The 18,627-nt window shown below is 41.1% G+C and carries 15 protein-coding genes; 4 read left to right on the top strand and 11 right to left on the bottom strand.

Translation table 11 applies throughout. From position 1 onward, the window contains the following. Window positions 1–17: 17 nt before the first annotated feature. Both B5D82_RS11115 and B5D82_RS11110 read right to left on the bottom strand, forming a co-directional pair. Window positions 18–656 (bottom strand): nuclear transport factor 2 family protein, encoded by a 639-nt coding sequence (locus B5D82_RS11115; RefSeq protein ID WP_081151563.1) that lies wholly within the window; start codon window positions 654–656, stop codon window positions 18–20. Window positions 657–666: 10 nt separating this feature from the next. Further along, complete coding sequence (locus B5D82_RS11110) at window positions 667–1,410, bottom strand: SDR family NAD(P)-dependent oxidoreductase (protein ID WP_081151561.1); 744 nt, start codon at window positions 1,408–1,410, stop codon at window positions 667–669. A gap of 272 nt (window positions 1,411–1,682) precedes the next feature. On the opposite strand from B5D82_RS11110, the gene B5D82_RS11105 reads away from it, so the two are divergent. Continuing rightward, window positions 1,683–2,537: an alpha/beta fold hydrolase gene (locus B5D82_RS11105; RefSeq protein WP_081151560.1), complete on the top strand. Its 855-nt coding sequence runs from the start codon at window positions 1,683–1,685 to the stop codon at window positions 2,535–2,537. A 50-nt stretch (window positions 2,538–2,587) separates the two neighbouring features. After that, on the top strand, window positions 2,588–4,708 hold the full coding sequence (locus tag B5D82_RS11100) for an NAD(P)/FAD-dependent oxidoreductase (RefSeq protein ID WP_081151558.1): 2,121 nt from the start codon (window positions 2,588–2,590) through the stop codon (window positions 4,706–4,708). 177 nt (window positions 4,709–4,885) lie between these two features. Here B5D82_RS11100 and B5D82_RS11095 read toward each other — a convergent pair whose 3' ends face one another. After that, complete coding sequence (locus B5D82_RS11095; protein ID WP_081151557.1) at window positions 4,886–5,449, bottom strand: gamma-glutamylcyclotransferase; 564 nt, start codon at window positions 5,447–5,449, stop codon at window positions 4,886–4,888. A 247-nt stretch (window positions 5,450–5,696) separates the two neighbouring features. On the opposite strand from B5D82_RS11095, the gene B5D82_RS11090 reads away from it, so the two are divergent. Continuing rightward, entirely contained in the window at window positions 5,697–6,965 is a 1,269-nt protein-coding gene (locus tag B5D82_RS11090; RefSeq protein ID WP_081151556.1) for a valine--pyruvate transaminase, read from the top strand. A 225-nt stretch (window positions 6,966–7,190) separates the two neighbouring features. On the opposite strand, the gene B5D82_RS11085 is transcribed toward B5D82_RS11090, so the two are convergent. Further along, window positions 7,191–7,985, bottom strand: a complete 795-nt coding sequence (locus B5D82_RS11085; RefSeq protein WP_081151554.1) for a PhzF family phenazine biosynthesis protein — start codon at window positions 7,983–7,985, stop codon at window positions 7,191–7,193. Window positions 7,986–9,434: 1,449 nt separating this feature from the next. Here B5D82_RS11085 and B5D82_RS11075 point away from each other — a divergent pair. Beyond that, window positions 9,435–10,532 (top strand): transporter substrate-binding domain-containing protein, encoded by a 1,098-nt coding sequence (locus B5D82_RS11075; RefSeq protein WP_245807457.1) that lies wholly within the window; start codon window positions 9,435–9,437, stop codon window positions 10,530–10,532. A gap of 813 nt (window positions 10,533–11,345) precedes the next feature. Here the strand turns inward: B5D82_RS11075 and B5D82_RS11070 are convergent. From B5D82_RS11070 to B5D82_RS11040, 7 genes are read right to left on the bottom strand one after another with little or no spacing between them, the layout of a single operon-like run. Further along, complete coding sequence (locus tag B5D82_RS11070; RefSeq protein ID WP_081151551.1) at window positions 11,346–12,458, bottom strand: acyl-CoA dehydrogenase family protein; 1,113 nt, start codon at window positions 12,456–12,458, stop codon at window positions 11,346–11,348. Beyond that, window positions 12,458–13,657: an acyl-CoA dehydrogenase family protein gene (locus B5D82_RS11065; protein ID WP_081151549.1), complete on the bottom strand. Its 1,200-nt coding sequence runs from the start codon at window positions 13,655–13,657 to the stop codon at window positions 12,458–12,460. Before B5D82_RS11065 ends, B5D82_RS11070 begins: the two co-directional genes overlap by 1 nt. A gap of 12 nt (window positions 13,658–13,669) precedes the next feature. After that, window positions 13,670–14,839, bottom strand: coding sequence for an acyl-CoA dehydrogenase family protein (locus B5D82_RS11060; RefSeq protein WP_081151548.1), 1,170 nt, complete (start codon window positions 14,837–14,839; stop codon window positions 13,670–13,672). Window positions 14,840–14,849: 10 nt separating this feature from the next. Beyond that, complete coding sequence (locus tag B5D82_RS11055; RefSeq protein ID WP_081151546.1) at window positions 14,850–16,025, bottom strand: lipid-transfer protein; 1,176 nt, start codon at window positions 16,023–16,025, stop codon at window positions 14,850–14,852. Window positions 16,026–16,042: 17 nt separating this feature from the next. Continuing rightward, entirely contained in the window at window positions 16,043–16,474 is a 432-nt protein-coding gene (locus B5D82_RS11050; RefSeq protein ID WP_094122872.1) for a MaoC family dehydratase, read from the bottom strand. Continuing rightward, window positions 16,464–17,597 carry an acyl-CoA dehydrogenase family protein gene (locus B5D82_RS11045; protein ID WP_081151543.1) on the bottom strand — a complete coding sequence of 378 codons (1,134 nt, stop codon included), beginning with the start codon at window positions 17,595–17,597 and terminating at the stop codon, window positions 16,464–16,466. Before B5D82_RS11045 ends, B5D82_RS11050 begins: the two co-directional genes overlap by 11 nt. Then, window positions 17,597–18,583 carry an OB-fold domain-containing protein gene (locus tag B5D82_RS11040; RefSeq protein ID WP_216628987.1) on the bottom strand — a complete coding sequence of 329 codons (987 nt, stop codon included), beginning with the start codon at window positions 18,581–18,583 and terminating at the stop codon, window positions 17,597–17,599. Before B5D82_RS11040 ends, B5D82_RS11045 begins: the two co-directional genes overlap by 1 nt. Window positions 18,584–18,627 lie beyond the last annotated feature (44 nt).

Raw genomic sequence — 18,627 nt, 5'->3', positions numbered from 1 at the left:
TACTCCTATTTTCTATATCATCGAACGCGAATTCTAGGCGCTGGCGTGTCACCACGCATAGTTCGAAGAAAGTGCTCAAGTGGTGCAGGAGCGGCAACTTCTGGTAATTCATCTGCGTTAGGTCTGTTCTGCCAAAATGCCTGCCATGATGGGAATAAATCATGAAAAGTACCAGTGTAAGGTTCGCGACCCGGCCAGCGCATTTTCATATCACCAATCGGCGCAGCATTAATATCACTGGCATACCAATAACAAGGCAAGCGACGGCGGAAATACCAAACACCATCAACTCGCTCATAATCATCCCAATACAACATTTGCATTAGCACCCATTCGGGGCCTGTTTCATGTTCATTTTTAGAGTAAACAACACCAATGGCATGATCTTCATCAACCATTTCAATAATATGTTGTCCGAGATGATGCGAGGTACCCGTGAACTGATCTCGTAAGGTTGAATCGACCCATGCTTTTAAATGCGCACGTCCAGTTTTGCCACCTCCAACACGGACATCAGGGGCAAATAAACCCACATGGGCGTCAATATCTCGCATATCTAATGATAAGGAGTATTTACCGGCCAACTGACGAATTGCTTCAATAGATTCTAATCTATCAATACGCTGTTCAAGGCTCATTGAAGTTGATTTACTCATTGTTACTTCCTTAAATAAAGGCCATGCCACCATTAACAGCGATATTTTGTCCGGTAATAAAGCCAGAGTCATCACAAGCTAAAAAGCTGGCTACTTTGGCGATATCTTCACTTTCACCCATACGGCCAAGTGGTATATCTGCAATCATTTTTTGTGTCCATTCATCTGGAACATCAGCCATCATAGGCGTATTTGTTGGACCAGGAATAATGGTATTTACACGAATTCCACTCGCCGCAAGTTCACGAGAAATGCTACGGGTTAAGCCCATAACACCTGCTTTAGATGCACAATAATGGCTTGGGCCTTCACCTGTTAAAGCGGCGGTACTAGATACATTGATAATGCTACCAGAACCTTGTTTTGTCATCACTTTAGCGGCTTCGCGACAGCACAAGAAAGTACCCGTTAAGTTAACTGCAATCACCTTATCCCAATGTTCATCAGGGGTATCAATAAAAGTATCAAATGACCCAACACCCGCGACATTAATAATGACATCAAGACGGCCAAATTTTTCCACTACAGCTGCTATTGCATCACGCACAGAATCACTTTTTGCGATATTAGCGGTAATGGCAATAACTTCACCGTTGACCGAGCCATTAAGCTCATCTACGCTGGCGGTTAATGCTTCTTTATTTATATCGACAGCGCCCACTTTGGCACCAGCATCAGCAAAATGACGTACTATCTCTTGTCCCATGCCTTGCCCTGCGCCAGTTACTAACACAACTTGATCTTGATGTTTCATGTATGTTTCCTATAGTCATTGGCAAGTCCAGAGCAATATCTGCAGCGCTACCAATATTAATGATTAACCTATATTGAGATATGTGCGTAAACGCGACATCGTCCAACAAGACTAATTATAGAAAGCACTATGGTGGTCTAAATGGACGATGTTAGCTAAACGTTTACACCGCAAGCTCGAATTGGAAAATAATATAAATTCGCGCAGGTTGTGATAGTTTCACTGCTTGCTGGTTAGATAAATACCTAGTGGTATAAGTAGGAGAAATAATTTTGAATCAATCTAAAAACACCCCAGAGCAAGCGCAGGATCTACCGCTACCACTTGGACACTTTATTACCTTAGATAGCGGTCTTACATTACACTACCTTGAAGAAGGTGAAGGCCCTGTTGTTATATGGCTGCATGGTAGCGGCCCTGGTGCCAGTGGTTTTAGTAATTTTAAAGGTAATTATCCTGAGTTTGCAGCAGCTGGCTATCGTAACATTATTCTTGATTTACCCGGTTTTGGCCGTTCAGACAAACCAGACGATGTAAACTACGACCTCGCCTTCTTCGTTACAGCATTAAATGGCTTAATTTCAGGCCTTAGCTTATCAAAAGTAACATTATTAGGTAACTCTTTGGGTGGTGCAATTGCTTTAGGTCAAGCTCTGGATTACCCAGATACAGTTGAACGCTTAATTTTAATGGCACCTGGTGGTGTTGAAGAACGCGAAACCTATTTTGACATGGAAGGTATTCAACGTATGGTCGAAGTTTTCGCCCGAGGACCAATGGGTGTAGAACAAATGCGTGAAGTAATGACATTACAACTGTTTGACTCATCAGCCCTTTCCGAAGATATATTAGCAGAACGCGCTGCCGTTGCAGTCACCCAACCGTCGAACTTATTTAGTACTATGTTAGTACCCAACATGACCGAACGCTTAGCTGAATTACAGTGCCCGGTTTTAGGCTTTTGGGGCACTAATGACAAGTTTAATCCCCATGAAGGTATGCATAAATTTCTAGATAATGTGCCAACCGCCAGATTTATCATGCTCAACCGTTGTGGTCATTGGGTGCAAGTTGAACATCTGCGATTATTTAACAGCAGTTGTCTTGATTTTTTACAAAACGGCTAAAACAGCACATCATACAATTATATATCAAGCAGAATAAAGGGTTGTAAGCTATGTCAGATTATCAGCATTTACTTAAGCCAGGAAAGATTGGCGGGCTCACGCTACGTAACCGAATTATTATGGCTCCGATGGGCTCAAATCTTGCCGATGAAGATGGCCATTGTAGTGAGCGAATTCAAGCTTTTTATGAAGCGCGAGCAAAGGGAGGCGTTGGCCTGATCACTATGGGCTCAATCGCGATTGCATTTCCAGCAGGTACTGCTGAGCCGTATCAGGTAGGCATATCAAAAGACGAGTTTATTCCTGGGTTAAAAGCATTGACCGACAGAGTACATGCCCATGGTGCAAAAATTTCCGTGCAACTACAACATGCCGGTAAAACCGCGGTACGTGACCTCGCAGAAGGCCGTGAGCTTTGGGTACCCTCAATGCCACCTGCTCCGCCGAAAAATGACATCATGCAAGCGATAACTAACAAAGAGTTAAGTACTTTTGTTCGACCAGCACAAGACAAGCCAATAAAAATTAGAGTCATGGATAAGGCCGATATCGCGCAAATGGTTGAATGGTTTGCCGCTGCTGCTAAGCGTTCTCAACAAGCAGGCTTTGACGGTATTGAGTTACATGCAGCTCATTCTTATATTTTGGCCGGGTTCTTATCAAATTATTACAACAAGCGTGAAGATGAGTATGGTGGTAGCCTTGAAAACCGCGCTAGACTTTTACTTGAAGTTGTCGCTGCTATACGCGAAAGAGTTGGTCAAGAATTTCCTGTTTGGCTTCGCCTTGATGCACAAGAGATTAATGCTGAAGGTGGTATTACCATTGACGACTGTATTGCAGTCTCTCAAATGGTAGAAAAAGCGGGCCTTAATGCCGTCAGTGTTTCAGCCTACGCTAATTTAACTCGCGGCTCTGATTTTACCCAAGCGCCTTTAGTTCACCAACCCGCTGGTTTCCTAGACTGGGCCGAAGCAGTAAGCAAAGCGGTCTCCATTCCGGTAATTGCCGTTGGCAGGCTCGAACCCGATGTTGCTAATGACGCCATTGCTACTGGCAAATGTGACTTTGTTGCCATGGGCCGCAAGTTATTGGCCGATCCCGAACTGCCTAATAAGCTCATGGCTGATCGCGAAGTCAATATCCGTCCATGTATTTACTGTTATGTTTGCGTTAGCCAAGTATTTATTAATCAGCGCGTTAAATGTGCCGCGAATCCAAGAACAGGTAAAGAGTTTGAATTAAAAGTCATCATGACCGATAAAGCCAAACATATTGTCATTATTGGTGGCGGTCCATCAGGTATAGAAGCGGCAGTAACAGCAAGTCAACGAGGCCATCAGGTTACCTTGTTAGAACGCAGTAAACGCTTAGGCGGCACTTTATTTTTTGCCGCCCTTGCTTATCCAGAAAATGGCAAGTTGCTCGATTATCAACTCCAAGAGTTGGCACAAGCTAAAGTTGAGGTAAAACTGAACACAATAGCCACAGCTGAATTACTTCAGTCAATGAACGCAGATGAAGTATTTGTGGCCACAGGCGCAAGTAGAGAGATGCCTGATATTGAAGGTGCTTCGTTGAGCCATGTTTGGTCTGGCGAGCAATTACGACAACTGCTAACCGGTGAAGTCAGCCCGAGCACACGCGCGCAACTTGGACCCGTGCAACGTTTAATGGTGGGTACAGGTAATTTACTGGGTTTAACTAAGCAAATAAGTACCCTTCAACGATTATCACATCTATGGATGCCGCTAGGAAAACGCGTCACTATCGTTGGCGGTGGCTTAGTCGGCTTAGAATTAGCAGAATTTTTAGCTGAACGTGGCCGTGAAGTCACTGTGCTAGAAGCAAGTCGAGATTTAGGTATTGAACTGAGTATTGTGAGACGTTGGCGCGTGCTAGATCATCTAAAAGATTTAGGTGTAGACTTAATCAAAGAAGCACAAGTAACAAACATTGATGAACAAGCAGTGCACTATCAAGTCAACGAAGAAGCACAAAGCACCTCGGCGGATACGGTAATAATGGCAACGGGTATTGCTGCAGACAGGAGCTTGGCAAACGCTTTAATTGCCGCTGGCCTGAATGTCAAAGTTATTGGTGATAGCAATGAAGTGAACTACATAGAAGGCGCGTTGAACTCTGGTTACCGAGCGGGTTTAGAGTGCTAATTCGTGCGCGTAGACTTATAAAAGTAACTGATACCAAGTTGATTAATTGACTACTAGCTTTCACAGTTAAAAATAAAAGGGGTTTAGTGTTACTAGATCCCTTTATCAGTTTAAATTCCTAAATTTAACTGGTCTTTACAATGACGGTAACGGCAGGCTCAGTGATTTAGCTCCTGTTTAAGACGACAAAGCAAGCAAATGCTGTTCAATAGTAAAAACATGGTCATCTTGTGCGTTCAGTTCGCGCAAGGCTTTAGCTAACTCGAGTAAATATTCATCATTGGGGCCGCTTGGTCCTTTCGAATTCGCGATATGTTTAGCAATATCGGCTTCACTTGCTGGTCCTAAAAAAGCAACATTATCTTCTGTTGCAATATATACCAGGCCTTCAGCTTCGCTACCATCTGAAAAATGCAGTTGCGTTGTCAGGCGTAAATAACCATTTTTTTCACGGTGATCAAGATGCTCAAAAACCTCGGGACTCACCTTATACGCCATGCCGATACAACTAGCATTAGGCTCCTCAACTAAAGTAGCCACGCGACCCGGCGCTTCAGGTGTACCACGATGATCATGAGAGCCCTGCCAAAAACGGCGAGTCCAATTAGCTATTCGGGCCGGTTTGCAAGCTAAATAATCAAAGTCGACTTTATAAATAAGTGAACCATAACCGAATAACCACACAGGCTGTCCGCCTACTAACGTACTTTGCATTTTGTTAATAGCTTGAGTATCGATCATTTTCTTTTATAACCTTGATAAAAATTAACGGGTAAACTGAAAGTTCATATATTTTGCAACAATAAAACTTGAATAAATTATGGTGACAATACTGCAGATTTTATTAATCTGAACACAATTAAACCACCTGGTTACTACACCATACATCGAGCGAAGTTCCTTGGCCAATATTAGCTTTTTTGCCCAAGCAGTTTCAATTTATTTCAGATATAATTAAGTCCTATTATCATTCAATCTTGTCAGTATTATGAACTTAACAAAATTCGGCTCTAAATTTACACGCCCTAATGGTATCAGCCAACTTATGGAAGATTTGGGTAACGCAAAAAATAGCAAGAACCCTGATATAATTATGCTTGGTGGTGGTAACCCTGCGGTTATTCCCGAGGTAAATGAAGTGTTTGTTAACGAGTTACAGCAACTTGTTAGCAGTGCACAAGTTGATAAGGTTATTGGGCTTTACGATCACCCTCAAGGCAACGAGGAGTTTCGCGTCGTACTGGCAAACAAACTCAATGAGAATTACGCTTGGGATATCGATGAAAACAACATTTCCTTAAGCAACGGTAGCCAAGCGAATTTCTTTGTCTTGTTCAATTTATTTGCGGGTGAAATGCCTGATGGTAGCCATAAGAAAATTCTTTTTCCTTTAGCTCCTGAGTATGTCGGTTATGCTGATCAAGGTTTGTCGGAAGATATGTTTATCGCCATTAAACCTGATATAGAGATTTTAGACACTGAAAACCAATCAAAACAGTTCAAGTATGTGGTTAATTTTGCCGCCGTAGCTGAAAAATTAAAATCAGATCACTCAATTGGTGCAATTTGTGTATCAAGGCCAACAAACCCAACAGGCAACGTCATCACCGACCAAGAGTTAAAGCAACTCGATACCCTAGCCCAGCAATATAACATTCCACTCATTGTCGACAACGCCTATGGACACCCTTTTCCTGGCTGCATTTACACCGATGCTACCCTGACTTGGCATTCTAATATTATTTTGTGTATGTCTTTATCAAAATTAGGTTTAGCCGGCTTACGCACCGGTATTGTCATCGCCAATAAAGATATTGTACAAGCCCTTGGTCGTATCAACGGCAGCATGATTTTAACACCTAACAGCTTAGGTCCAACGTTGCTGACGCGAATGATAAAAGATAAAGAGTTACTCAAACTGTGTAGAAATGTCGTTAAGCCTTATTACCGTGATAAATCGTACACGGCGATTGCTCTTTTCAACGAAGTTTTTGCTGATATGCCAGTTTACTTGCACAAGGTAGAAGGCGCATTTTTTATGTGGCTGTGGTTTAAAGATGCCAAAATAAGTGCGGAAACACTGTATCAACGTTTGAAAGAAAAAGACGTTTATATTATTCCTGGGCACAACTTTTTCATTGGTATTGAAGACAACTGGGCACATAAACATGAGTGTATTCGCATCAACTACGCCACTGATGAAAGCAGCTTACGAAAAGGTTTAGAGACCATAAAGCTGATTATGAGTGAGTCTTAAATCAATCAAAATGAATGCGCTAGCATTAAAGCGCATTCAAACACTAAATATCAGCTCATTAAACCGACGGGTGCATGCTAAACGACGACATAGTCGCCTAGTGTTAACAAACCAAAATGTAGTGCCGGCCAGCTCTAATAGAAACGCAATATATATGGGCTCTCGACTGAGCTAAGACAAAAAACACTACTAATATAACTAAAGCAATAAAGCCGGTATAGGCAACTAAACCTGTATTGTACCTGCTAGATACTGAATAGCTTTGCCAGAAATATACACCTTATCACCTTCAACACAGCACATTAATTTACCACCTCGTTTAGAAGCTTGGTAAGCAACAAGTTCATGTTTATTGAGTTTTTCAGCCCAATACGGTGCTAATCCTGCGTGAATAGAGCCCGTTACTGGGTCTTCCTCTCCACCGTTTGCAGGCCAAAAATAACGAGATATAAAGTCATATTCACTTGCTGGGGCCGTCACCACAACATCATAAGGGGCAAGTTGCTTTATTAACTCACTGTTTTGCTCAACGTTCAGTACCTCGTTTTCGTGTTCGTAGACAGCAAAATATGCTTGGTTATTCAATAAAACATGTGCTGGTGTTATCGATAAGCCATTGAGTAAAGCAGCAGGAATATCTTGAACTATTTCAGGTAGTTTATTTGGAAAGCTCATTTGAATATAGCCATTACTTTTTTCTACCACCGTTAAATCGCCGACGGCTTTGGCAAAGAAATTAATTTCTTTAATACTGGAATTTTCTTGGGCAAAGATAACAAAAGAAGCGGCTAACGTGGCATGTCCACAAAAGTCAATTTCAGTTATCGGTGAAAACCATCGAATTTCATAATGCTGTTGAGCAATTTTTTTCACAAATGCCGTTTCAGAAAGGTTGTTCTCTATGGCAATAGCTTGCATCAGTTCTCTAGGAAGCCACTGTTCGGTGATAATTACCGCAGCAGGGTTACCTTTAAAAGTCGCTTCTGCAAAGGCATCAATAACATTAATTTTTAATTTCATCGGTGAATAATAATCCTGTATTGGTCTGCACCCGTGTAACAGACAAGAATTGTTGACTAAAATGTAGAAAGTAGCGAAAAATCATCTGTTCTTGTTAATTCCACGTTATCTTTTACTCTAGGATCAAAATACTCCATTGCGACACTTTTAGGAGTTTCTTTTCCAGTATGTCGACCAGCTAATTGTATTTAGGTGAACCACCTGAATGAGCCATAAGACGTTAATAAACGCCAAGTAAATGGTTAATAATCTGTAGTTTATTCATCTATTTTTAATCGCTGCGAAATAAATAGTTAAATCCTTATAACGTCATAATAAAGTTATACACAACACTTTAATTTCTTAGCGCTCTTAACCTAATATAGCAAGCAATAATGTAACACCAAAGCCGTTGGATAATAATTATTTAATTACTCAAAATTTACCGACTATACCTTATTCAATTGCCAAATAACGTGCTAGCTTCACGACACCTTTGCTGGCACGTGATAGGTGAATTACAGCTTAGCTTTGGTTAAAGGAACAAATTTGACATGTAAGTAAGCAGTTAAAATTAAACTTAATGTCAACATAGTTAGAACGCCCCTAAGACTGAAGTAATTGGCGCCAAAGAATAAAATTAAAAGTGAAGGCACCACTAACAATGTTGACTTAAACGGCACAGAAATAGGCTCATAACATGCAGAGCAGTCATAACTAACGATAGGGCTTAAAATTAATTTTCTCAGCAAACTAACCGATTGCTGATCACAATAGGGACATCTATATTTATTCATTGGACCTCCTGTTACTTTTGCATATTTCATCTGAGCATACTTAGATCAATGCCTACAGAAAGTATTGAGCCTGTTCTTTTCTGTATCATTCATAAGCTTTTAAACCTTGTCTAGCGCTTAATTAGATAGCTTTATATTAAAACTAGCGATTGGGAAATAGCGTTTTGGTGCCTGGATAAAAATATTATGGTTTTGAAATATTAAGATAATTATATTGAGGGAACAAAATTTAAATAGCAAAACCGTACACTTTAAGCTAACCATTCAACACAGCGTTTTCTTCACGGTTAAAAAAGCATTGTTACCAATATAGTTCACAATATGATGAGCAGAGGTTTTTATTTCTCCGGCTGTTAATTAAGTGCGAAAATCATTATTTATTGAGACTAGATTGATTAACGGTAAGTAAAGCCAATATACTCATTATTTGCTCATTTAAAGCGGTTAAAATAGCCAACTATTATGTTATTTATTGAATATTTTTCTCTGCATGGATAAATTTCATCCATGAAATTGGCAAAAGAAAATACACTGAGAATGTTTAATAAAGTAAATGACTTATATTAGTATTTGTTCTGACTAAAAAATTTATTTTCACACATTTAAACATCCACTTAGCTTCTAAATTTGTGTATCCTTAACTTACTGACATCAAACTGTATAAAGAGTTTTTATGCTTAAAAATAAATTTTATTCACGACTAATGTGCGTTTTTAGCCTGATGGCTGCTTTGTCTTTTTCTGTGTATGCTCAAAAAGAGGCTGAAATTACCGCGCTAACGGTTGCTGTTGCAGGTGACAAGCCATTTGTTATATACAATCCAGACAGTAAATCATTAGAAGGTATCTCACTTTCAATTTGGGAGAAAATTGCTAAACAAAAAAATTGGACATACCAATATAAATATTTTGATTCAGTTGATAAAGCGCTTAATGCTTTAAAGCAAGGTCAAGTTGATTTACTGGCGGGACCCATTAGTATTACCTCTGAACGAGTCAAAGACTTTCGTTTCTCCCAACCTTACTATCAATCTAGTCTTACCATTGCCTCTCGTGATGAAAACGCCAGTTTTTGGGGTAAAATAAAACCTTTTTTTAGCATGCAGTTGTTAATCGCAATTTGTATATTTTTATCTTTGTTGGCATCAGTCGGGCTGTTATTTTGGCTGGCTGAGCGTAAACATTCACCTGAACAGTTCCCAGCCGATCCAAAAAAAGGTATCGCCAATGGTATGTGGTTAGCTATTGTCACTATGAGCACCACAGGCTATGGCGATATGGCGCCAGTAAGTTTAAAAGGTCGAGTTGTAGCCGGCTGCTGGATGATTATCTCGTTAATATTCGCAACGTCGATGATTGCAGGTATTGCCAGCACTCTAACCCTATCAGGCTTTAGTAGCTCCACAATCACCCAAGTAGAGCAGTTTCCAGGTAAAAAAATTGCAACAAAAATGGGCTCGCCAGCCGTTGGTTTTATTGATGAGCATCAAGGCAAAACGGTATTAGTGAGCACGCTAACTGATGCTATGGAAAAGCTAAAAAATAAAGACGTAGATGCCGTGGTATTTGACCGCCCACAATTGTTGTTTTATAAAAACAAACATAAAGCAGAAAATATTCATATTCCTAATGCTGAATATTACAAGCAAGGCTATGGTTTCGCGTTTAGAAACGACAGCGAGCTAATAAATGAAATAAATTTAATTTTATTGACGCTTTCAGAAGAGCAGAAAATTGAAAAAATCATGACCGAATATATAGGTGATAATTAGCTATTAATTTTATAATCATCAACTTTAAGTCTGGGACTAAAATTTACTATGAACTTAATAAATATCTCCACACTTATTGACGAATAAAGGAAGCAATCTAGTTGCTTTTTTATAGATATATTTTAGTGGTTTACACTCAATTTACTGACGGTATTATTTAAAGAAACCTTAGTATTTGTTGAGTGTTTTTTTTATTTCATTAAACCCTCTCAGATAAGCTTGAAGTTATTATTTAAGCTGCTATATTGGTCGATATGAAAACACCTATATCAGTACTTTATTATATTTTATTTTTAGGGAGCTTCGCCCTAAAATTCCCCGCTTAAACGGGCGTTTCTCTGCGCCCATCTGTTTTTACAGAACATAACTAAAGATAACTAAACGCAACTAAAAATTTATTATTTATAGCCTCTATTTATTTAGCCTGAAGTGCTAAATAAATGATGCAATATTAACGCTAAATTTTTTAGTCTAGACTTGTCTAGAAATAACTTATTCACAATATATTCAGTTATTAGCGCAATGTAGTTTATGAAAAAATACAGAGAATTTCGGTTTACCCGGTAAAACACACAATTAATCGATTATTTATTGTTAGGTGATAACATGTCTAAAAGTGAAAAGAAAAAATCAGTGTTAACGTTAAAAGAAAAACGTAAATTAAAAAAAGCATCAACTACTAACGAAGTTGTAAAACCTAGAAAGCGAAAAGGTTAAGTGATACAGGGCGCCAATAGTATTGGCGCCCTTTTTTTGAAGGTCATACCGTAAACTAGCCTAATACGCCTAGTGTGATAGTGAAAGGTTAAATCATCAAGCCAATAGCGATGAAAATCGAGCCTGGTGAAAGTCAGCATCACCAAAGCATATCTGAGCTACGCGGATACGCTTTAGGTATAAACCAATATCTAACTCATCGGTGACACCTATACCACCATGCATTTGAATCGCTTCACCACTGATAAGATCCGCAACTTTTGACAGTTTCCATTTCGCTAAACTGACACTAGAGGCTATATTTTCTTCAGGGTTATCCGCAATTGAAAGCGCCGATATAACACAAGACTGAGCTAACTCTAATTCAACAAAACATCTTGCTGCACGATGTTGTAGCGCTTGAAATGTACCTATTTTTACGCCAAATTGTTCACGCACTTTTAGGTATTCAATGGTCATGTTAAACAATAATTTAGCAGCACCTAGCATTTCACTGCACAAACATAATCGACCTAAATCTAAGGCACGGTCTAACGCCTTAGCACTGCCTCCAGCGGAGCCTAATAAAGCCTCAGCCGGTAGTTTCAAGTCATGAAAGCTCAGTTCAGCATAGTTACGAGAATCAATCAATTTAATACGTTTGACCTTAACTTGCTCGCTATAAGGCACAATAAATAAACTACAGCCATCTTGATGTTTTGCCGAGACAATCCAGCCATCAGGGCTAACGCCGTCAATAACCATGGCCTTCTTCCCATTGAGAATATAGCCACCACCATCATTGGTTACAGAGGTATCAATCCTCTCTGGTTGATGCCTTGCCTGCTCATCAACGGCTAACGCTAACCGCTTTTCTCCGCTGATAATATCCGTTAGCCATGTTTGTTGTTCTTTATTTGCTAACTGTTGTAACAACGAACCACAAAGCACGACGGACGAGAGCATTGGAGCAGCGGTAAGGTGCTTACCAGTTGCTTCAAATACCGCGCCAAGTCCTTTATAGCCAAAGTCTAAACCGCCTAATTCTTCAGGAAAAGTAATAGCGCCCCAACCTAATTCCATCATTTTTTGCCAAATTTTTGGATCATAGTTAAGCGGTGCAGCACTATCTCGTAAGGCCCTTTGTGCTGACACCGGACTTTGTGCGGCGAGAAACTCTTCGGCCGTATCGGCCAACATGCGATCGTCTTCGCTATATACCATACTCATCAACTTGTTCCTTTATTTTCAGGTAGTTGTAATATTCGTTTCGCTATTACATTCAACTGAACTTCAGAAGAGCCACCGGCAATGGTTTGAGAGAAGCTATTTAGCCATGAACGGTTAATCGCCTGTTCTTGCTCAGTGAAGTTATTATCTTCCCAGCCCAATGCACGATATCCCATGGCATCAAGTAATAATTCAAATTTAGTTTTTTCTTGTTCTGTGTGCACCAGCTTCATTATCGACATTAAGGCAAAGCAGTTTTGTCCCGCTTGCATTTCATGCCCTAAACGCTGCACCGTCAAATTATAAGCTCGTTCTTCCATTTCAGCGGTAACAGCTTTATCAAATAATGCGGCTTCGCTTTTACAACGAGGCTCAGGCATATAATCATTAATTAACGACATTAAATCAAAATGAGTTGGCAATTGAAACTCACCAAACTTAGACATGGCGCTACGCTCATGTTGCAGCAATTCTTTTGCAAGCTTCCAACCATCGTTGATTTCGCCAATGAGATTCTCTTTTGGCACTCGAACATTATCGAAAAAAACTTCACAAAACGAAGACTTACCGCTGATTAAATCAATCGGTGCAGCTTTTACACCTTCGCTGTGCATATCTAACAGTAATAAACTAATGCCTTGATGCTTTGGCGCTTTTGGATCAGTTCGAACTAAGGCGTACATCCAGTCCGACTTATCGCCGTATGAGGTCCAAATTTTACTACCATTTACCAGGTAATGATCGCCCATGTCGACCGCACTAGTCCGAATACTGGCAAGATCAGATCCTGCATTAGGCTCACTAAAGCCCTGACACCAGCGAACTTCTCCACGCGTCATCGGCTGAAGAAACTGTTGTTTTTGCCGTTCGCTAGCATGTGCTAAAAGCACAGGACCTAGCATCCAGATACCTAAGTTAATTTGTGGCGGACGACATTTTAGTCGGCGCATTTCACTTTCTAACACGCTATTTTCTTTCGAGCTTAAGCCGCCACCACCATATTCTGTTGACCAGGTTGGACAAAACCAATTTTTATCGCGCATGCGATCAAACCATAAACGTTGGTCGTCAAAAGTAAAGTTAACGTCACTACCGCCCCAAATGAGTTCTCCATCAGGAGTAGGCGTGCGCAAAGATATTGGGCAATTCGCCTCTAGCCAAGTGCGAACTTCTTGTCGAAAGCCATCTAAATCACTCATTGATATCTCCTATTAACGCACAGCACGTGGCATGCCGATACCAAACTGAGCAATAAGTTCACGTTGTATTTCATTGGTTCCACCACCAAAGGTCAGTGTTACCGATGCACGCACTTCATACTCGAGCTCACCCATTAAAAATGATGCAGCTGAGTCTTCTCGAACCATGCCATTGACACCAACAATATCAATAAGCTTACGCAGAATTTCAATGGATGACTCAGAACCATACACTTTGGTTACAGAAGCGAGGGCAATGTCCATATGACCGTTTTCTAGATCGGCGGCAATACGAAAGTTAATCAAACGCATAGCTTCAAGCTTGGCATAACATTCTGCAAGCGCTGAGCGTACCCAAGGGTTGTCAGTTGCACGTTTTCCTTGCTCATCAGGCGTATTCGCCCAAAGGTATATACGACGGTACAAACCAACAACTTTGTCTGACCAAGAGCCTAAGCCCAAACGCTCATGATTTAGCTGCGAAGTGATAAGTCTCCAGCCGCCATTCAATTCACCCACAAGCATTTCTTTTGGCACTTTAACATTGTCGTAATAAGTCGCTGCAGTTGGATTTGAACAAGTCGGGATTACCGTGCTACTAAAACCTTCACTTTTTGTATCTAAGATCATAATAGAAACGCCCTTATGACGCGCTAATTCTTGATCCGTACGTGCTGCAAGCCAAATGTAATCAGCCGATTCAGCACCAGAAGTCCACAGCTTATTACCGTTGACAAGAAAGTTGTCACCTTCCAGTGTAGCTTTAGTTTTTAGGGTCGCTAAATCAGAACCTGCATCAGGTTCTGAATAGCCAATAGCAAAATGAATTTCACCATTAGCAATACCAGGTAAAAACTTTTCTTTTTGTAAATCAGTGCCATATTCCATTAACGCGGGGCCAACGGTACTGATAGTAACGAATGGCAATGGTGCGCCAGCAATATTGGCTTCTTCAAAAAATATCAGCTGTTCAGTGGCTTGATAACCTTGGCCACCATGCTCTTTTGGCCAACCGACGGCTAACCAGCCGTCTTTACCCATTTGGCGAACAACGTTACGGAAATTATCGCCGCCTTCTTTGCCTCTGAGTTTTTGACGTAACTCAGGGGTCATTAACTGAGAAAAATAGTCACGAACCTCTAGACGTAGCGCCCTTTGCTCTGGTGTTAAATCAATGAACATTGTGCATTCCTTATTCTGTGCCTAAAATCAAGCCACTGGTTGGAACACCAGTGCCTGCAGTAACGAGTACGTTTTCTACATCGTCAACCTGATTAACTGAAGTACCACGTACTTGTCTAACCGCTTCTGCGACACCATTCATACCATGGATATAAGCTTCACCTAGTTGTCCACCGTGCGTATTAATAGGCAATTTACCACCTCGCTCATGATGACCAGCACGAATAAAATCTTTTGCTTTACCGCGCTCTGCAAAACCAAACGCTTCAAGTTGTGGTAACACAAACGGGGTAAAATGATCATAAATAATGGCAGTTTGAAAGTCATCAGGACCTAATCCTGATTGCGCGTACAACTCTTTGGCAACGACATCCATCTCAGGTAAACCGGTAATGTCTTCACGATAATATGAGGTCATAATTTGCTGACCTTCAGCAATACCTTGTGCACCCGCTTTAATGATGACTGGTTTTTGCTTTAACGTTTTAGCGTGTTCAACACTAGTGATAACCATAGCAACTGCACCATCAGACTCTTGACAACAATCCAGTAAATGCAATGGCTCACAAATCCACTTCGAGGCTTGATGATCGGCTAAAGTAATCGGCTTTTCATAAAAGAAGGCAGCTGGATTTGTCGCTGCAAAGTCGCGAGAGGCAACCGCTACTCGACCAAAATCTTCTGAGGTTGCGCCGTACTCATGCATATAACGTTGAGCGAACATGCCGACCCAACTTGCAGGCGTATGGAAACCATGTGGCATGTAATAGCCATAATTTGTGTTTTCAAAAAATGGTGAATCTGCAAAACCGTAATCACCGGTACCAAAACGATACCAAGAGCGTTCGTTCATCGCACGATATACTACGACTGTTTTTGCCACACCACTTGCCACAGCCATCGCTGCATGCATGATAGGTCCACACGCAGCACCGCCGCCATGAGGAACTTGTGAGAAAAATTTAACTTCCTTACAACCGAGTAAACGGGCAATTTCATATTCCGGCACTTTATCAACAGAATAACTGCTAAAACCGTCGACTTCGCTTGGATCTATACCCGCATCTTTTAATGCTGCGATCGTTGCTTCCATCGCTAAACGTAATTCTGTACGACCAGAGTTTTTAGAAAACTCGGTGACACCTAGACCTGCAATGGCAGCTTTGCCGCTAATTGACTCATTCATCTTGTCTCTCCTAAGTTTTATGGTAATACCAATTGCACGGTGCCAGTGACATGCATACCGTATTGATTCTTGCCCGCTAAACCTACTTCAACAGTACGGTTTTGCGGATCGGTTGCTGTGACTTCGCCCATAAAGGTCATGGTGTCACCTGGGTAATTAGGCATACCCAATTTAATGTCGATATTTTTAAACACACTTTCGGGGCCACTCCATCGCTCAACAAAAGCTTGAACTAAGCCATTAGTGGTTAATATATTCATAAAAATATGAGGAGAGCCTAGCTCTATCGCTGCATCTTTATCATGATGTCCCGGAAAAAAGTCACGGGTTGCTAAAGCACCGTTAGAAATTAATGCTACGGTAATTGCAATAGCTTGCTCAGGCAGCTTATCGCCAACCTTAACGTCATTGAATTGCATGGTTTTATTTTGCACGTTTTTAGTTTGCATAGTTTTCATCCAGGTCATATTTCCAGCCAAGCTTATCGTTTTCAGATAAAGCATCACCAAGTTTTGCTAATAATGCGGGACTGCCGCCCAAATTAAGGCTAATTGCACGACTCCAATAAAGGTATCTGTATATGATATAGCTAATATCGACACCAAAACCGCCATGAACATGCTGTGCTTTATGGCCAATGATATGACCAGCTTCACATGCCTGCCATGCCGTTGCTAACGCTTCGTGCTCGCAACCTAAGTCGTTATCGAGGCGGAAACACAATTGCCATACACTGCTGCGTAATGCCTCAAGTGATATTTTGGTATCAGCCATAGCCATTTGCACTGCTTGAAAGCTGCCTATAGCGCGACCAAACTGTTTACGTTCGCTAATATACTCAACTGTTTTGCTAATATGCTCGGCACTAACACCCAGTTGTAATGAAGCTAATGAGGCTAATATTCTCGGTACTAACCAGCGATTAGCCAAGCTGTTAAGCAAAGCAGACTCGTTAATAACAACATCATTTAAGTGGACATCTGCAACTTCTTCACCGTGGGTCATTTGCCCTTTTGTTAACGATAAACCTGACGTAGTGCTTGCGATTAAGGCCCAACGAGCTTCGTTATCTAAGGTGAGTGGTAGTAAAATATAATCAGCTAAGCCAGCGACAGCAACCGACTGAACTAGGCCGTTAAGCTTTAGTTCTCCATCATTTTTTTCTACCGCAACGTTAGCTTCACTGTGGGTATTTACCAAATTAAAAGCTAAAGTTAACAAGTTTGTCCCTTCTGCGGCGGCTTGTGCAACTGACTCAAAGTCGCCGTGGCCAAATTTAGCAACTGCTGTTGCAGTTACCTGATGTCGCCATAATGGCACTTGGCCTAATGCGCCACCTTGGGCTTGTAAGACCAAACTCAATTCAGTCATACCAAGATCGATCCCCCCTTGTGCTTCTGGGATAATTACCCCCTGCAGACCCGTTTCAATACAAGCTTGCCATAAGTCAGACATAGTGCCTTGACCCGCATCGTCGTAGGCACGCATAAATTCGTCTGTACAAGTATCGGTAAAGAGACTTTTAGCCATATCTGCAATGGCGGTTTGTTCTTCTGTTAGTTTGAAATCCATTACGACTCCTCAGGTGACACAAGTCTAAATTGTGGCAAGGTCAGCTCACCATCAAAAGTGTGGTATTCCACTTGTACCTTTTGGCCAATTTTTGGTGCTACACCTTCTTCAAGTCCTATGAGACCGGCAGGAATACGAACACCTTCTTCAAGCTCAATAAGGCCGATCGGATTTGGACTATCAAATGGGGCAACGTGCGGGTAATGCATAACCACAAATGAATACAATTCACCTTTACCACTGGCAACTTTGTAGCCCAAGTCGAAAGAATGACAATGCATACAAACAGGTGCTGGTGGATGTTGTAGCTTTTTACAGCTATTACATTCTTGAATACGTAATTCATTAGCTTCAAAACCTTCCCAAAAGAAACGGTTATCATCACTGATACCCGGTTTAGGTCGTTTTCTCACTGCTGCTTCTTTTTTAGCGGCTGGCTTTTCAGGTTGTTTCGCCGGTTTGAATTTAATCACGCGGAACATCATGTCACCGACTTTTTCATCATCTTGGCCATCAGCCTGCTCTGAGAAATAAGTCATTTTTAAGGTGACGAAAAAGCCCGTGCCAAGCGCGGTGGTTTTTTCTTCACTGATGCTATCTAATACTGTCGTGTAATATAGTTTCTCACCCATATTAATGTAACGATCGAACGTAAGGTTTGAGTTAACCGCGACTACGGCTGGATAACCATGATTTTCGATGACTTTTAGCACTTCATAAGGGTTTTCTGTTGTTGAACCTGGTGCGAGAATTTCATCGCCATAGCCGGCTAAACACCAGCCTTGCAACATGGCGGGTGGCGCAACTAACTGTCCATGCTCAGTTGTTGCTGCGTATTCAGCATCCGTGTATAACGGATTATCAACACCCATGATTTCACACCATTGTCGAACCATGGCCTCATTAATTTTGTCCCACGCGTAGATACGACCATATTGTCGCCCTACCATCGCTTCTATTTCGGATAACCATTCATATTTAGCCAATGTTCGTCTCCTACATTTATCAAGATAAATTCTATAATTTGAAA

The organism is Cognaticolwellia beringensis, assembly GCF_002076895.1.
GTDB lineage: Bacteria > Pseudomonadota > Gammaproteobacteria > Enterobacterales > Alteromonadaceae > Cognaticolwellia > Cognaticolwellia beringensis.
Note: the sequence above shows the minus strand (reverse complement) of the source record. Positions and strands in the feature narration are given on the sequence as shown.